Origin of the sequence: Crossiella sp. CA-258035, assembly GCF_030064675.1 — a bacterium.
In the GTDB taxonomy this organism is placed as follows: domain Bacteria; phylum Actinomycetota; class Actinomycetes; order Mycobacteriales; family Pseudonocardiaceae; genus Crossiella.
Genome location: NZ_CP116413.1, coordinates 7,153,951 through 7,168,160, shown reverse-complemented (window position 1 = coordinate 7,168,160; position 14,210 = coordinate 7,153,951). Strand labels below are relative to the sequence as shown.

Below are 14,210 nucleotides of genomic sequence, written 5' to 3'. Positions count from 1 at the left end.
CCACCACCGGCGACCTCCGCCGCGCAACCGGGCGGCGCGCAACCCGCCGCCGCGGACGTGGCCCGGGCGCGCACCGAGCTCGGCACGCTCAAGGTGATCGCCTGGGCGCCGATGAAGGGCTACTCGCGGGAGCGCTTCAAGCACTGGACCACCCAGGGCGAGTCCTGTGACACCAGGGAGTTCGTGCTCCGCCGCGAGGGCGAGGACGTCAAGACGGACAAGGCGTGCAAGGTCATCTCCGGCCGCTGGCGCAGCGTCTACGACGACAAGGTGATGACCGGCCCGGAGCAGCTGGACATCGACCACACCGTGCCGCTGGCCAACGCCTGGCGCACCGGCGCGGCGGACTGGTCCGACGAGCGCCGCTCGGAGTTCGCCAACGACACCCGCAACCCCCAGCTGATCGCGGTCTCCGCCACCAGCAACCGCTCCAAGGGCGACCAGGACCCCTCCCAGTGGAAGCCCCCGGTCCAGGGCGTCTGGTGCACCTACGCGGTGCACTGGATCCGGGTCAAAGCGGTCTACGCCCTCGGCGTGACCGAGGCCGAGCGCGGCGCGCTGACCGACATGCTCGGCCACTGCCCGAAGTAGGGAAACAGACCACGGCACGGCTCGCGCTCCTCCGCCCACCGGCCAACTTGTTGCGGGAGAGGCGTGGCGCGCCAGCGACACGAACGCACGACCCCAAGAGCGAAAAATCCCGCGTGCGGAGCACGCCAATGTCACAGACAGGAAAGCCGCGTTGATCGCCCCTGCGCGACCAACGCGGCTTTCCCTGTCGCGAGCCCGGTCAGCCGATGCTGCCCGTTCCCGCGTTCAGGCGGCGACGGGTCACCGGCACCAGCACGGCCAGAACGGCCATGAGTGCCAGTGAACCCGCCGCGGAGTACAGGAGGAACTCGCCCAGCGCGCCCCGGTTGAGGAAGCTGCCCAGCACCAGGGCGACCACGGCGCAGACGGCGCGGTCGATGATGGACTCGATGGACAGCAGGGTGGCGCGGTAGGGGGTTTCCGGGATGGCGTCGTTGATGAGCTGGCGCTGGATCGGGAAGGCGAACCCGCCGGCCAGTGCGAAGACGCAGAGCAGGGCGATGGTGCCGGGGATGCCGGCGAAGACGGTGGCGGCCAGGGTCAGGGCCATCACGATGGTGATCAGGAAGACGGCCCTGGTGTCGCTGAGGAAGCGGCGCAGCACGCCGGGGCGCATCGAGCCCAGCGCCTCGAAGGCGGTCATCGCGGCGAGCACCGCGCCGTGGGAGATCACCGGGAGCTGCTTGTCCAGCAGGATCGGCTGGAACAGGTTGACCTGGCAGATGCGGACCAGGGTGAAGATGGCCACGCCCTGCACGATCAGCAGCTGGAGCACCGGGGCGGCGCGCAGCACGGACAGCGCCTCGCGCATGGTGGCCAGCGGTGAGTGCGTCACCGAGTCGATGTCCACAGTGGACGGTGGCAGGGCGGGCAGCCGGTAGGCGATCAGCACGGCGACCGCGGCGCTGATCGCGGTGATCCAGTACGGCGAGGGCAGGTGCCAGGCCATCAGCAGGCCGACCGCGGGCCAGGCGGCGATCCGGCCGATCAGGCTGTAGAACCTGGCGCTGCCCTCGGACTGCTTGTACGCGGCGCTGTCGCCGGTGCGCTGCAGGAAGGTGTACAGGTAGGCGCTGGTGGCCACGATGGTCAGCGAGCGGGCCACCGCGATCAGCAGGAAGTGCGCCAGGAAACCCCAGTAGGACGGCGCGGCGACCACCAACAGGTTGCCGGCCACCAGGATCGCCGAGCCGGCCAGCATCGAGTTCCGGTAGCCGAGGCGGTCGGAGATCATCCCGGTGGGCACGGCCAGCAGGCAGAACGCCACGTAGTAGATGCTCTGGATGCCCAGGATCTCGGCCGCGGACAGGCCGAAGCGGCGCTGGTACTCGTAGAAGATCGGCGTCCACAGCAGCAGCGTGAAGAAGAACTGGAAGCCGATGGACAGCCGGATGACCCGCTTGGCGGCGGCGGACACCGGCGTCTTGGGCGCGCGCGAGAGCAGCAGTGGCATGGGTTTTCCCGCGCTCAGACCGAGTAGGGGCGCAGCTGGAGGATGTGCACGCGGTCGGCGCTGGTGACCCACTCGATGTCCACCGGCGCGGCGAAGGTGTAGTCCGGACAGAAGTGCGACTGGAGCAGCCTGCCCGCCAGCGCGAGCTTCTGCAGCATGGCCTGGATCGGCTCGGGCAGGTCTTGCCCGGCATCGCCCAGCGACAGCGTGCGGCCGCCGCCCTCGACCGTGCTGTACAGGTACTGCATGGGCAGCACCGTGCCCGAGACCACGTCGGTGACCTGCGGTGAGACGTTGACGTAGACGTTGCGGAAGTCGTTGCGCGCCATCGGGTTGGTGGTGACCAGCACGCCGCCGACCGGGGCGTCCACCTGCTCCTGCACGATCACGCCCATGTAGCAGTCGTCCAGCGAGATGCCGGCCTGCTGGCGCAACCGGACGCTGCGCGGGGAGACCAGCGAGGCCCAGACCAGCTTGATGCTGTCGAAGATCGCCTCGGCGGTGCTGACGTGGTTGACCGACTCGTAGATGCCCGCGGCGGAGAAGCCGTCCAGGTCCTCGGCGTTGGAGGAACTGCGGACCACGAAGGTGCGTACGCCGCCGAGCTGCTCCACGATCGCGGAGTCGATCTCCTGCCGGATGTCGCTAGGCATGCGGGTGCCGCGGATCAGCTTCTGCAGCGCCAGGCTCAGCGGTTCGACCTCGGGCGCGTCCAGCTCCAGGGCCATCTTCAGCTTGCCGATGGCCTGCTGGATGCGCGCGGAGGACTCCAGGAACCGCTGCTGCACGGCGAACGGGACGGCGATGCCGCGCGGGATGCGCACGTTCTCCCGCAGGAACTGCCAGGCGGCGGTGGCGAGCTTGTCGTCCGCCGGCACGTCCAGGTTGCGGGCCAGGTAGCTGAGCAGGTTCGGCCGGGGCGGGCGCGGCACCTGGTAGAAGCCGAGCAGGCGGTCCGAGCCGTGGTCCAGCACGTGCCGCAGCTCGCCGAGGTTGGCCGCCTTGGTGCCGTAGCGGTGCCGGTCGGTGGCGCGCAGCTTGTGCATGTCCAGGATCGGCGTGCGCTCGGTCTCCGGCTCCTCCAGGGTGATCTGCTGCGCGCGCCAGGCCGGCGGCGCGGCCAGGTCGGCCGGGGCCTCGGTGCGGGACAACGAGATCTCGGCGCCGCCGGACTCCACCCGGTACTCGACCCAGTGCCCGTCAAGGCCTTCCGCCTCGATGCGCGCCAGCACGCCGAGCTGGATGGCGTTGGGGATCTTCCAGCCGGAGGCGAGCACGTTGGTGTGCGACAACGGGGTGGTGTGCTGGGCGTTGATGATCCCGGCCAGCCGCGGGATGTCGTCGGGCACCCGGTCCATCACGATGATGTCGAACCACTCCAGGGTGTTCGCCGCGGCGGCGTAGTCCTTGTCCGTGGCGAAGGCGCGCAGGCGGCCGGTGGCCGAACCCGGGTTCAGCGGCACAAAACGGGTGGAGGCGAACAGCTCGTGCGCGGTCACCCTGGGCAGCTCGGCGGGCGGGATGCCGTCCAGGAACCGTTCCTGGAGGTGCGTGGCCGGCTTGAACACCAGCGGCACCGAGGGGTCGACCCACTCCCGGACGAAGCCGTAGAAGAAGCGGATCATCTCCGCGGACATGGTGTCCACCTCGACGGTCTCCAGCGAGATGAACCGGCGCTCGGCGCCGCCGTCGTGGCCGGACCGCTTGTGCAGGGCCAGGATGCCGAGGTAGAAGCGGCGGTCCGGGTCGTGGTAGACGCTGTCGTTGAAGGAGTTGACGTTGGCCGCCAGCTCGTCGAAGTCCATGCCCAGGATGTCCAGGCCGACGTACTGGACGTGGAACTCCCGGTGCGCGTTGTTGATGAAGTGGATGACGCCCTGTTCCCGGTCCACCACGAGCTTGACGAACGGCTGCCCGGCGAGCATGCCGGAGAGCTGGTCGAAAGCCGCCAGGGACAGCTTCTCGCCGATGATGGCGTGAACCAGGTCCGAGTCGGTCGGGGCCGCGTGCACGGGTCCTCTTCTTTCCGGGGGAGTCAGGGCGTGCCGGGGCGGCGGCAGCGAACCAGGGGAGAACAGCGGGTGAAGCTAGCAGGTTCTGACACAGCGGTCAGGTAGCCCGAACGGCCCTCGGGTACGTCATTCGGGCGACCTCGGCAATCGTCACACCATTCCCGCTGAGTGGGAATCGGCAAGTGCTTTCCCAGTCTGGCGCGGAGTCTGGCCGGGCTGCGCTCTCAGCGTGTGAGAGGCTGATCTTGGGTGCGCGGCGGCCCCGCCACCGAGTGCTGTTGGACACAGTGTGCGGGGCAACACCCGTTCAGCCCAACGGGTTGCGAGTGTCCACATCGGACCCTTCGGCCACGTCCTCACATGGTATGGGCAGCGGCGGGTGCGCGGCGAGGTAGGCCCTGGCCCCGGCGTCGCCGGTGGCCGAGGCGGCGGCCCCGGCCCAGTGCGCGCGGCCGAACAGGACCGGGTGGCCGCGGCGGCCGTGGAAGGTGGCGGCGGCCAGCGCGGCCGGCGAGGCGTGCGCGAGCACCCGGCGGACGGCCTCGGCGGTGATGCCGGGCAGGTCGACCGGGAGCACCACCACGGCGTCGACGTCGGTGGGCAGGGCGGCGAACCCGGCGCGCAGCGAGGAGCCCATGCCGGTGGGCCAGTCGGGGTTGTGGACCGGGGTGACGCCGGTGAGGCGGGCCCGGGCCAGCACCTCCTCCGCGGCCGCGCCGAGCACGGCGAGCACCGGGTGGCAGCCCGCTGCGGCGAGCACAGTGGTGGCGCGGTCGACGAACAGCGTGCCGTCGAGCTCGGCGAGGGCCTTGGGCCCGCCGTAGCGGCGGCCCGCGCCCGCGGCGAGCACGAGCCCGGCGACCCTGGGCGGCGGAGCGGCCATGGCCGGACCCTACCGCCGGGCCGTCAGGCGGTGCGCTCGGCGAGGTAGAGCATGAAGGCCAGCCAGGCCAGCAGGACGGTGGCGCCGACCAGCAGCGCGCCCAGGGAGACCGAGCGGGCCGAGACGGCGCGGTCGGGGGCCTCGGGCAGGTAGAGCACCTGGACCGACTCGCCGACGCTGTGGTCGCCGCGGATCTCGGTGACGTGTTCGACGCCGCGCCCGTCCTGGTAGGCGACCGTGGCGTAGTGCTCGACCCTGGTCACCCATTCGGGGCCGACGCCGGGGTTGCGGTCCTCGTACAGCTGGGTGCGGCTGCTCAGCACGGTGGCGCTGGCGTTCACGCCCTGGGTGCGCCAGTGCAGCGTGCGCAGCAGCAGGACCGCCAGCACCACGCTGACCAGGAGGATCAGGGCGCCGGGTAGCCACTCCCAGTGCAAGTCGCCCGGTGTCATGCGCGGAAGCATCGTCGGGGTCGGAGGGCCGGTCAACGGCGTGTGATGACTCCGTGACGGGTTGCTTGCCGGGCTGGAATATTTGTCAGGACGGCGTGCTGAAGGTGTCCGCGCCGAGTTCGCGCAGCTCAGCGGGCAGTTCGGTGGCCGGGCGGGCCGCGGTCAGTGATCGGCAATCGTTCTCCGGCAGGCCGTGCGCGGCGAGCAGGGCCTCGGCCGCGGCGGGGGTGAGCGCGTTGAACCAGCGCAGCGCCAGCTCGCGGCGGCCGGTGGTGGTCAGTGGACCCCAGATCCGGAGTCTGCCCACGCCGCCGTCGGGGTGGATGTCCAGGCGGACCTCGGTGACCGGGCGGGGCTCGGCGAGGCGGAAGCGGTGGCCGGTGTCGGGCAGCAGCGGGGTCTCCGGCAGCAGTGGGGTCCACTCGCCGCCGGGGACGCGGCCCCAGACCGCGGCGCTGCCGGGACTGTTGCCCTTGTAGTGCAGGGTGCTCAGGTCGATCACCCTGGGCAGCGCCTCGGCGGTCAGCCGGACCACCGCCCAGTCGTGGCCGGGGCCGCGGCGGCGGGCGGTCTCCCAGCCGTCGCTCATGAACCGGGACTCGCCGGGTTGCAGCATGTTGTCCGGCGGGGAGAAGAAGCCGTCGCTGGCCTCGACCGTGCGGCCGCCGTTGACCAGCGCGGCCAGGTCCAGCGGCACGCCGATCAGCTCCCGCGGGTCGGGCAGCGGCTCGCCGTGCACGCGCAGCCTGGCCACGCCGCCGTCGGGGTGGATGGTCAGCCGGACGTGCGTGATGCGCAGCGGGGTGGCCACCGCGAAGGTGTTCTGGGTGTGGCCCCGCAGCGGGCTGCGCGGCACCAGTTCGACCCACTCGGCCGCGGCCAGCTCGGCGGGGCCGGGGTAGCCGTCCAGGGCCGCGCCGTGCACGGTGGCCTGTTCCGGGAAGTTGCCCTTGAAGAAGCTGGTGTCCACGGTGACCGAGCGCGGGATGCCGGGCACGCCGAGGCGGATGACCACCCAGTCCGCGCCGGGCACGCCGCGCCGCCGCCTGGTCTCCCAGCCGTCGTACTCCTGGCCCTTGGGGGTGAAGGTGTGCGGCCGGAACACCGGTGGCTCCGGCTTGATCAGGTTCTCCTTCTCGGCGAAGAACTCGTCGTTGGCGGTCAGCACCGAGCCGCCCAGGTTGCGGGCGGCCAGGTCGGGCAGGGCGGTGTCCATGTCAGCCTCCGTCGCGCCGCAGCAGCTCGCCGTGGGGTCGCGCGCCGATCTCCTTGCCGCGCAACCAGGTCCGGCGCACCACGCCGGTCAGCTCCCGTCCGGCGTACGGGGTGATCGGGTGCCGGTGGCGCAGTTCCCCTGGTGTCACGGTGAACCGCTCGTCGGCGGCGAAGGCGACCAGATCGGCGTCGCAGCCCACCGCGATGCGGCCCTTGTGGGACAGGCCGGCCAGGTCGGCGGGGCGTTCGGCCAGCCAGCGCACCACCTCGGCCAGCGGGCGGCCGCGGGCGCGGGCTGCGGTCCACAGCACCGGCAGGCCGAGCTGGAGCGAGGACACCCCGCCCCAGGCCTGGCCGAAGTCGCCGCCGCCCCGGCTCTTCAGGTCAGGAGTGCAGGGGGAGTGGTCGGAGACGACGCAGTCGATCACGCCGTCGGCCAGGCCGGCCCACAGCTGGTCCTGGTTGGCCGCGTCCCGGATCGGCGGGCAGCACTTGAACTCGGTGGCGCCGTCGGGCACCGACTCGGCGGTCAGGGTCAGGTAGTGCGGGCAGGTCTCCGCGCTCAGCCGGACCCCTGCCGCCTTGGCTTCGGCCACAATGGACAGTGCCTCGGCCGAGGACAGGTGCAGCACGTGCGCCCTGGCGCCGATGCCGGCGGTGATGGCGGCCAGCCGGGCGATGGCGGTGTTCTCCGCGCTGGTCGGCCGGGAGGCCAGGAAACCCTGGTATCTCTTGCCTTCGGCCGCGGGTGCGGTGGCCAGCTCCTCGCTGTCCTCGGCGTGCACCACCAGCAGTGCGTCCAGCTCGACCAGCCGGTGCAGGGCCTGGTCGATCTCCGGCCAGGACAGCGGTGGGAACTCGGGCACGCCGGAGTCGACGGTGAAGCACTTGAAGCCGAACACGCCCTCGGCGTGCAGTGCGGGCAGCTCGTGCAGCTTGCCCGGGATCGCGCCGCCCCAGAAGCCGACGTCGACGAAGCATCGGCCTTGCGCCGCTTGGCGTTTGACGTTGAGCGCGGCCACGTCCACGGTGGGCGGCAGCGAGTTCAGCGGCATGTCGATGATGGTGGTGACGCCACCGGCCGCGGCGGCGGCGGTCGCGGTGGCGAAACCCTCCCACTCGGTCCGGCCGGGCTCGTTGACGTGCACGTGCGTGTCCACCAGGCCGGGTAACAGGGCCAGCTCGCCGAGGTCGGTGTCGGTGTGCGCGGGCAGGTCGGCCTCGTGCGGTGCGACCGCCGCGATCCGTCCATTGTGGACCGCGATCGCGGCCGGTCGCTCGCCGTCGGGTAAGCAGGTTCGCCGCGAGCGCAGCACTAGGTCGTACACGGGTCTCCTAGGTGCCGGTGAGGTGTTCGGGGCGGACCGGGACGCGGTCCAGGGGCAGGCCGCTGGCGGCGCGGATGGCGGCGGCGATGGCCGGGGTGACCGAGATGGTCGGTGGCTCGCCGACGCCGCGCAGGCCGTAGGGGGCGTGCGGGTCGGCCAGTTCGAGCACGTCGATCACCATCGGCGGCATGTCCAGGATGGTCGGGATGAGGTAGTCGGTGAAGGAGGGGTTGCGGATCAGGCCGTCCCTGGTCTGGATCTCCTCCATCACCGCCAGGCCGAGGCCCTGCGCGGAGCCGCCCTGGATCTGGCCGAGCACCGCATCCGGGTTGAGCGCCTTGCCCACGTCCTGGGCGCAGGCCAGCTCGACCACCTTGACCAGGCCGAGCTCCACGTCCACGTCGACCACGGCGCGGTGCGCGGCGAAGGCGTACTGCACGTGCGCGTTGCCCTGACCGCTCAACGGGTCCAGGGTCTCGGTGGGCCGGTGCCGCCACTCCACGGTCTCCTCGATCACCGCCTGCCCGAGCACCTCGGCGATCTCTCCGGGCGTCAGCGGCCACCGGTTTCCGCTCAGTGCCAGGAGTTTCGCCCGGACCGCCTCGCAGGCGGCCTTGGTCGCGCCGCCGGTGACGTAGCTCTGCCGGGAGGCCGAGGTGGAGCCCGCGCTGCCGATGGAGGTGTCCGCAGGTGCGATGGTGACCTGCTGGACGCCCAGCTCGGTGCGGGCGATCTGGCCGAGCAGGGTGACCAGGCCCTGGCCGACCTCGGCGGCCGCGGTGTGCACCAGTGCGACCGGTTCGCCGCCGAGCACGGAGAGCCGGACCCTGGCGGTGGAGTAGTCGTCGAAGCCCTCGGAGAAGCAGACGTTCTTGACCCCCACCCCGTAGCCGACCCCGCGCCGCACGCCCTCGCCGTGCGTGGTGTTGGCCGCGCCGCCGGGCAGGTCCAGGATGTCCCGCACACTGTCCACTGTGGGCAGTGGTTTCTCCTTGACCAGGCGGAGCAGTTCGGCGACCGGGGCGGCGGAGTCGATGACCTGGCCGGTGGGCATCACGCTGCCCTCGGCGACCGCGTTGCGGATGCGCAGCTCCACCGGGTCCAGCTCCAGCGCGGCGGCCAGCTTGTCCATCTGGGATTCGTAGCCGAAGCAGGCCTGCACCGCGCCGAAGCCGCGCATCGCGCCGCAGGGCGGGTTGTTGGTGTAGACGCCGTAGCCGTCCAGCACCACGTTGGGCACCTCGTACGGGCCGACGCCCAGGGTGGTCGCGTTGGCCACCACGGCGGCGGTGGTGGAGGCGTAGGCGCCGCCGTCGAGGTAGAGCCTGGCCTTGACGTAGACCAGCTTGCCGTCCCTGGTCGCGCCGTGCTCGTAGTGCATCCGGGCCGGGTGCCGGTGCACGTGGCCGAAGAAACTCTCCTCGCGGTTGTAGACCATCTTCACCGGACGGCCGGTGTGCAGCGCGAGCAGGCAGGCGTGCACCTGCATGGACAGGTCCTCGCGAGCGCCGAACGCGCCGCCCACCCCGGCTAGGGTGATGCGCACCCGATCCGTTGGCAGGCCAAGGGCTTGCGCCACCTGGCCCTGGTCCACGTGCAGCCACTGGGTGGCCACGTACAGCTCGACCCCGCCGTCCTCGGCGGGCACCGCGAGCCCGGACTCCGGGCCGAGGAATGCCTGGTCCTGCATGCCCACCTGGTAGACGCCGGAGACCACGACCTCGGCTTCGGCCTCGGGGTCGCCGCGCCGGATCGGCACGTGCCGGACCAGGTTCCCGTTCTCGTGCAACGGGTTCCGCTGGGGTTCGTGCGCGGCCAGCTCGGCGTCGACCACCGGTTCCAGGACCTCGTAGCCGACCGCGATCCGGTCCATCGCCCGGCGCGCGGTCTCCGGGTGGTCGGCGGCCACGATCGCGATCGCCTCGCCCTGGTAGCGCACCCGGTCCACCGCGAGCACCGGCTGATCCACGTGCTCCAGGCCAAAAGCGTTGCGGCCCGGGACATCCGCGTGGGTTAGCACCGCGTGCACGCCGGGCACCGCGAGTGCCGCGGCGATGTCCACGCTGGTGATCCGGGCGTGCGCGTGCGGGCTGCGCAGGGTGGCGCCCCACAGCATGTCGGCGGCCCACAGATCGGAGGAGTAGGCGAACTCGCCCTTGACCTTCAGGTTCCCGTCCGGCCGCAGCGGCGACTGGCCGATGCCGCCGGTGACGGAGACCTCGCTCCTGGTCATCCGGCCACCTCCAGGTGCGCGCGCAGCTGACGGCTGGCCGAGCGCAGGTCGCCGGCCAGCTCGTCCTCGCCGGCGGTGCGCAGCTCGCTGTCGACCACCACGCTGCGGCCGCCGACCAGCAGCCGGGCCAGCGGTGGCACCGAGGCGAACACCAGCGCGGCAACGGGATCGGCGATCCCGGCGTGACCGAGCCCGTCGATCCGCCACACCGCCAGGTCGGCCAGCTTGCCCACCTCGATGGAGCCGATCTCGTGCGCCCGGCCCAGGCAGCGCGCCCCGCCCATGGTGCCCAGCCACAGCGACTGCCGCGCGGTCAGCGCGGCCGGGCCGCCGCGCAGCCGGGCCAGGTACAGCGCCTGGCGCAGCTCGTCGCCGAGCCCGCCGCCCTCGTTGGAGGCCGCGCCGTCCGCGCCCAGCCCCACCGGTGCGCCCGCGCCGAGCAGGTCGGTGACCCGGCAGGTGCCCGCGCCGACCCTGGCGTTGGAGCTGGGGCAGTGCGCCACCCCGGTGCCGGACGCGCCGAGCCGGGTGATCTCGGAGTCGGAGAAGTGGATGCCGTGCGCGAACCACACGTCCTCGCCGAGCCAGCCGAGCGAGTCGGCGTACTCCAGCGGCGTGCAGCCCAGCTCGGCCAGGCACTTCTGCTCTTCCTCCACCGTCTCGGCCAGGTGGGTGTGCAGCCGGACGCCCTTGTGCCGGGCCAGTTCCGCGGCCTCGCGCATCAGCCGCTCGCTCACCGAGAACGGCGAGCAGGGGCCGACCGCGATCCGGATCTGGGCGTCGAAGGAGGTGTCGTGGTAGGTGTCGATGGCGGCCTCGGTGGCGGCCAGCGCGGCGTCGGTGTCCTCCACCACGTCATCCGGCGGCAGCCCGCCCTGGGACTCGCCGCGGTCCATCGAGCCGCGCACCGCGTGCAGCCGCACCCCGATCCGCCTGGCCGCGGAGATCACCGCGTCCAGCTGGTCGCCACCGGTGCGCGGGTACACGTAGTGGTGGTCGGCCGCGGTGGTGCAGCCGGTGCGGGCCAGCCAGGCCAGGCCGGCGCTGGCCGCGGCGTGCGTGACCGAGGCGTCCAGCCTGGCCCAGATCGGGTACAGCTCGACCAGCCAGCCGAACAGGTTCTCCTGCTGCGCCAGGCCGCGGGTGGCCCACTGGTACAGGTGGTGGTGGGTGTTGACCAGGCCGGGGGTGACCAGGCAGCCGTGCGCGTCGATGTACTCGGAGGTGTGCTCGGCCAGCGGGGCCGGGCCCGCGCCGACCGCGGTGATCACGCCGTGCTCCACCACCACGTGCCCGTTGGCGTACTCGGTGCCGTTTCCGTCCACAGTGGACACAGCGGCGTTGTCGATCACGATACGGCTCATCGGGCTTCCTCCCGCCGGGCCGCGGCCAGCCGCACCGCGTCCAGGATCTTCTCGTAACCGGTGCAGCGGCACAGGTTCCCGGCCAGTGCCTCGCGGATCTCCGGGTCGGTCGGCTTGGCGTTGCGGCGCACCAGGTCGTGCGTGGCCACGATCAGGCCGGGGGTGCAGAAACCGCACTGCACGGCCCCCGCCTCCACGAATGCCTGCTGCACCGGGTCCAGGTCCTCCTCGGTGGCCAGGCCCTCCACGGTGCGCACCGCGCGGCCCTCGGCCTGCCCGGCGGCGACCAGGCAGGCGCACACCGGAGTGTCGTCCAGGTACACCGTGCAGGACCCGCATTCGCCCTGCTCGCAAGCGTTCTTCGAGCCCGGCAGGCCGAGTCGCTCGCGCAGCACGTAGAGCAGGCTCTCGCCGGGCCAGACGTCGTCGGCCTGCCTAGGCTCGCCGTTGACGGTGAGGTTCACGCGCATCGCGACCACCTTCCGGAGCGGTAGTCCTGCCAGGTCCAGGCGAGGGTGCGGCGGGCCAGCACGGCCAGCGCGTGCCGCCGGTAGGCCGCGCTGCCGCGCACGTCGTCGATGGGCGCGGCCGCGGCCGCCACCAGCTCGCCGAACCGGATCACCAGGCCTTCTGGCAAGGGTTTCGGCTGCTGCCAGTCCAGCTCACCGGCCAGCAGCGCCTCGGCCGCCGGTGCGCGGCGCGGGGTGGGCGCGGCCGAGCCGATGCCGGTGCCCACGGTGCCGCGGGCCGGGTGCAGGGCCAGCGCGAAGGAGCACACCGCGATCACCATCGCGTTGCGGGTGCCCACCTTCGAGAACTGTTGCGGCCCATCGGCCACCGGTTGCCGCACCGCGCGGATCAGCTCGTCCTCAGCCAAAGCGGCGCGCTTGACGCCGAGGAAGAACTCGCTGACCGGGATGGTCCGGGCGCCGCGCACCGAGGCCACCTCGACCACCGCGTCCGCGGCCAGCAGCGGCGGGTGCGCGTCCCCGGCGGGGGAGGCCGAGCCGAGGTTGCCGCCGACGGTGCCCCGGTTGCGGATCTGCGGCGAGCCCACCGTGCGCGCGGCCATCGCCAGTCCGGGCAGCCGGTCCGCCAGCTCGGTGATGATCCGCTGGTACGGCACGGCCGCGCCCAGCCACACCACACCGTCCACTTCGGACCACTCGGTCAGCTCGGTGATCCGGCCCAGGTCCAGGATCGCCGGTGGCCGTCGCTTGTCGAAGTTCAGCTCGACCATCAGGTCGGTGCCACCGGCGATCGGCACCGCCTCCGGGTTCTCCGCCTTCAGCGATAGGGCTTCCGGCCAGCTAGCCGGTCGGAGGAACTCCATCCACCGCCTCCTCCCGCGCCGGTTCCCGCCGGGCGCCGTGGTTGAACAACAGGTTGAGCAGGACCGCCGCCAGGCACCCGGCGCTGATGCCGGACTGCATGACGGCCTTGAACCACACCGGGAACGCCTCGTAGATCCCGGGCACGCCGACCGGGATCAGCCCGATGCCCAACGACACCGCGACCACGGTGAGGTTGTGGTTGCCGGCGAAGGAGACCCGGGACAGCGTGCGCACCCCACCGGCGGCCACCGTGCCGAACATGGCGATGCCCGCTCCGCCCAGCACCGGCAGTGGGATCGCGGCCACCACCGCGCCCAGCGCGGGCACCAGGCCGAGCAGCACCAGGATGCCGCCCGCGGTGGCCACCACCCACCTGCTGCGCACCCCGGTGAGCGCGACCAGGCCGATGTTCTGGCCGAAAGCGGTGTAGGGGAAGGTGTTCAGCACACCGCCGAGCACGGTGGACGCGCCGTCGGCACGCAGCCCGTCGGCCAGCGTGCGCCGGTCCACCGGCTTGTCCACCAGCTCGCCGGTGGCCACGATGCTGCCGCTGGTCTCGATCATGGTCACCGCCATCACGATCAGCATCGCGGTGATCGCGGACAGCTCGAAGGCAGGCAACCCGAAGTGGAACGGGGTGCTGATGCCCAGCAACGGAGCCTCGCCGACGGCGGTGAAGTTCGTCCGCCCCAACGGGATCGCCACCAGGGTGCCGATCACGATGCCCAGCAGCACCGCGATCCGGGACCACAGACCGGGCAGGAACCGCTGTGCGGCCAGGATGACCAGCAGCACGCCCAGGGCCAGCGCCAGGTTGCCCGGCGCGGCGAAGTCCGGCGCGCCGACCCCGCCGGCGGCCCAGTTGACCGCCACCGGCAGCAGGGACAGCCCGATCACCAGGATCACCGTGCCGGTCACCACCGGCGGGAAGAACTTCAGCAGGCGGCTGAACCAGGGCGCGGCCAGCGTCATGGCCAGCCCGGCCACGATCACCGCGCCGTAGATCGCGGGCAGCCCGCCGCCCTGGGTGCCGATCAGCACCATCGGGCTGACCGCGGCGAAGGTGCAGCCCTGCATCAGCGGCAGCCGCACGCCGAAGCGCCACACCCCGACGCACTGGATCAGGGTGGCGATGCCGCAGACCAGCAGGTCGGCGTTGATCAGGTACGCGATGTCGGCGGCGGGCAGCTTCATCGCCCCGCCCACGATCAGCGGCACGGCGACCGCGCCCGCGTACATGGCCAGCACGTGTTGCAGCCCGAAGGCGAGCAGCCGCCCGGCGGGCAGGACCTCATCGACCGGGTGCGCTGGGCTCCCGGCGTCGCGTGTGGTGCGGAATGGCATG

General features: G+C 72.1%; 12 protein-coding genes. 1 reads left to right on the top strand and 11 read right to left on the bottom strand.

What is annotated here, in order from left to right; all coding sequences use genetic code 11:
* The first annotated feature begins 57 nt into the window (after positions 1-57).
* Complete coding sequence (locus N8J89_RS32160) at positions 58-591, top strand: HNH endonuclease family protein (protein ID WP_283660746.1); 534 nt, start codon at positions 58-60, stop codon at positions 589-591.
* A 199-nt stretch (positions 592-790) separates the two neighbouring features.
* Here the strand turns inward: N8J89_RS32160 and N8J89_RS32155 are convergent, their stop codons facing one another.
* The 11 genes from N8J89_RS32155 to N8J89_RS32105 form a co-directional block, all read right to left on the bottom strand.
* Entirely contained in the window at positions 791-2,044 is a 1,254-nt protein-coding gene (locus N8J89_RS32155; protein WP_283660745.1) for an MFS transporter, read from the bottom strand.
* 14 nt (positions 2,045-2,058) lie between these two features.
* Positions 2,059-4,056 (bottom strand): PEP/pyruvate-binding domain-containing protein, encoded by a 1,998-nt coding sequence (locus N8J89_RS32150; protein WP_283660744.1) that lies wholly within the window; start codon positions 4,054-4,056, stop codon positions 2,059-2,061.
* A 307-nt stretch (positions 4,057-4,363) separates the two neighbouring features.
* Positions 4,364-4,939 (bottom strand): nucleotidyltransferase family protein, encoded by a 576-nt coding sequence (locus tag N8J89_RS32145; RefSeq protein ID WP_283660743.1) that lies wholly within the window; start codon positions 4,937-4,939, stop codon positions 4,364-4,366.
* Positions 4,940-4,962: 23 nt separating this feature from the next.
* Entirely contained in the window at positions 4,963-5,391 is a 429-nt protein-coding gene (locus tag N8J89_RS32140; protein ID WP_283660742.1) for a DUF3592 domain-containing protein, read from the bottom strand.
* Between the two features lie 85 nt (positions 5,392-5,476).
* Positions 5,477-6,607 (bottom strand): allantoicase, encoded by a 1,131-nt coding sequence (gene alc / locus N8J89_RS32135; RefSeq protein ID WP_283660741.1) that lies wholly within the window; start codon positions 6,605-6,607, stop codon positions 5,477-5,479.
* Position 6,608: 1 nt separating this feature from the next.
* The gene (gene allB, locus N8J89_RS32130; RefSeq protein ID WP_283660740.1) at positions 6,609-7,934 is read right to left on the bottom strand and encodes an allantoinase AllB; all 1,326 of its coding nucleotides are present in this window, start codon (positions 7,932-7,934) and stop codon (positions 6,609-6,611) included.
* A 7-nt stretch (positions 7,935-7,941) separates the two neighbouring features.
* Positions 7,942-10,167 (bottom strand): xanthine dehydrogenase subunit D, encoded by a 2,226-nt coding sequence (gene pucD / locus N8J89_RS32125; protein WP_283660739.1) that lies wholly within the window; start codon positions 10,165-10,167, stop codon positions 7,942-7,944.
* Positions 10,164-11,531, bottom strand: coding sequence for an 8-oxoguanine deaminase (locus N8J89_RS32120; RefSeq protein ID WP_283660738.1), 1,368 nt, complete (start codon positions 11,529-11,531; stop codon positions 10,164-10,166). Before N8J89_RS32120 ends, pucD begins: the two co-directional genes overlap by 4 nt.
* Positions 11,528-12,001: a (2Fe-2S)-binding protein gene (locus N8J89_RS32115; protein ID WP_283660737.1), complete on the bottom strand. Its 474-nt coding sequence runs from the start codon at positions 11,999-12,001 to the stop codon at positions 11,528-11,530. The genes N8J89_RS32120 and N8J89_RS32115 overlap by 4 nt, the downstream gene beginning before the upstream one ends.
* Positions 11,992-12,864, bottom strand: coding sequence for an FAD binding domain-containing protein (locus N8J89_RS32110; RefSeq protein ID WP_283660736.1), 873 nt, complete (start codon positions 12,862-12,864; stop codon positions 11,992-11,994). Before N8J89_RS32110 ends, N8J89_RS32115 begins: the two co-directional genes overlap by 10 nt.
* Positions 12,842-14,209: a nucleobase:cation symporter-2 family protein gene (locus N8J89_RS32105; RefSeq protein ID WP_283660735.1), complete on the bottom strand. Its 1,368-nt coding sequence runs from the start codon at positions 14,207-14,209 to the stop codon at positions 12,842-12,844. The genes N8J89_RS32110 and N8J89_RS32105 overlap by 23 nt, the downstream gene beginning before the upstream one ends.
* Position 14,210: the final 1 nt, after the last annotated feature.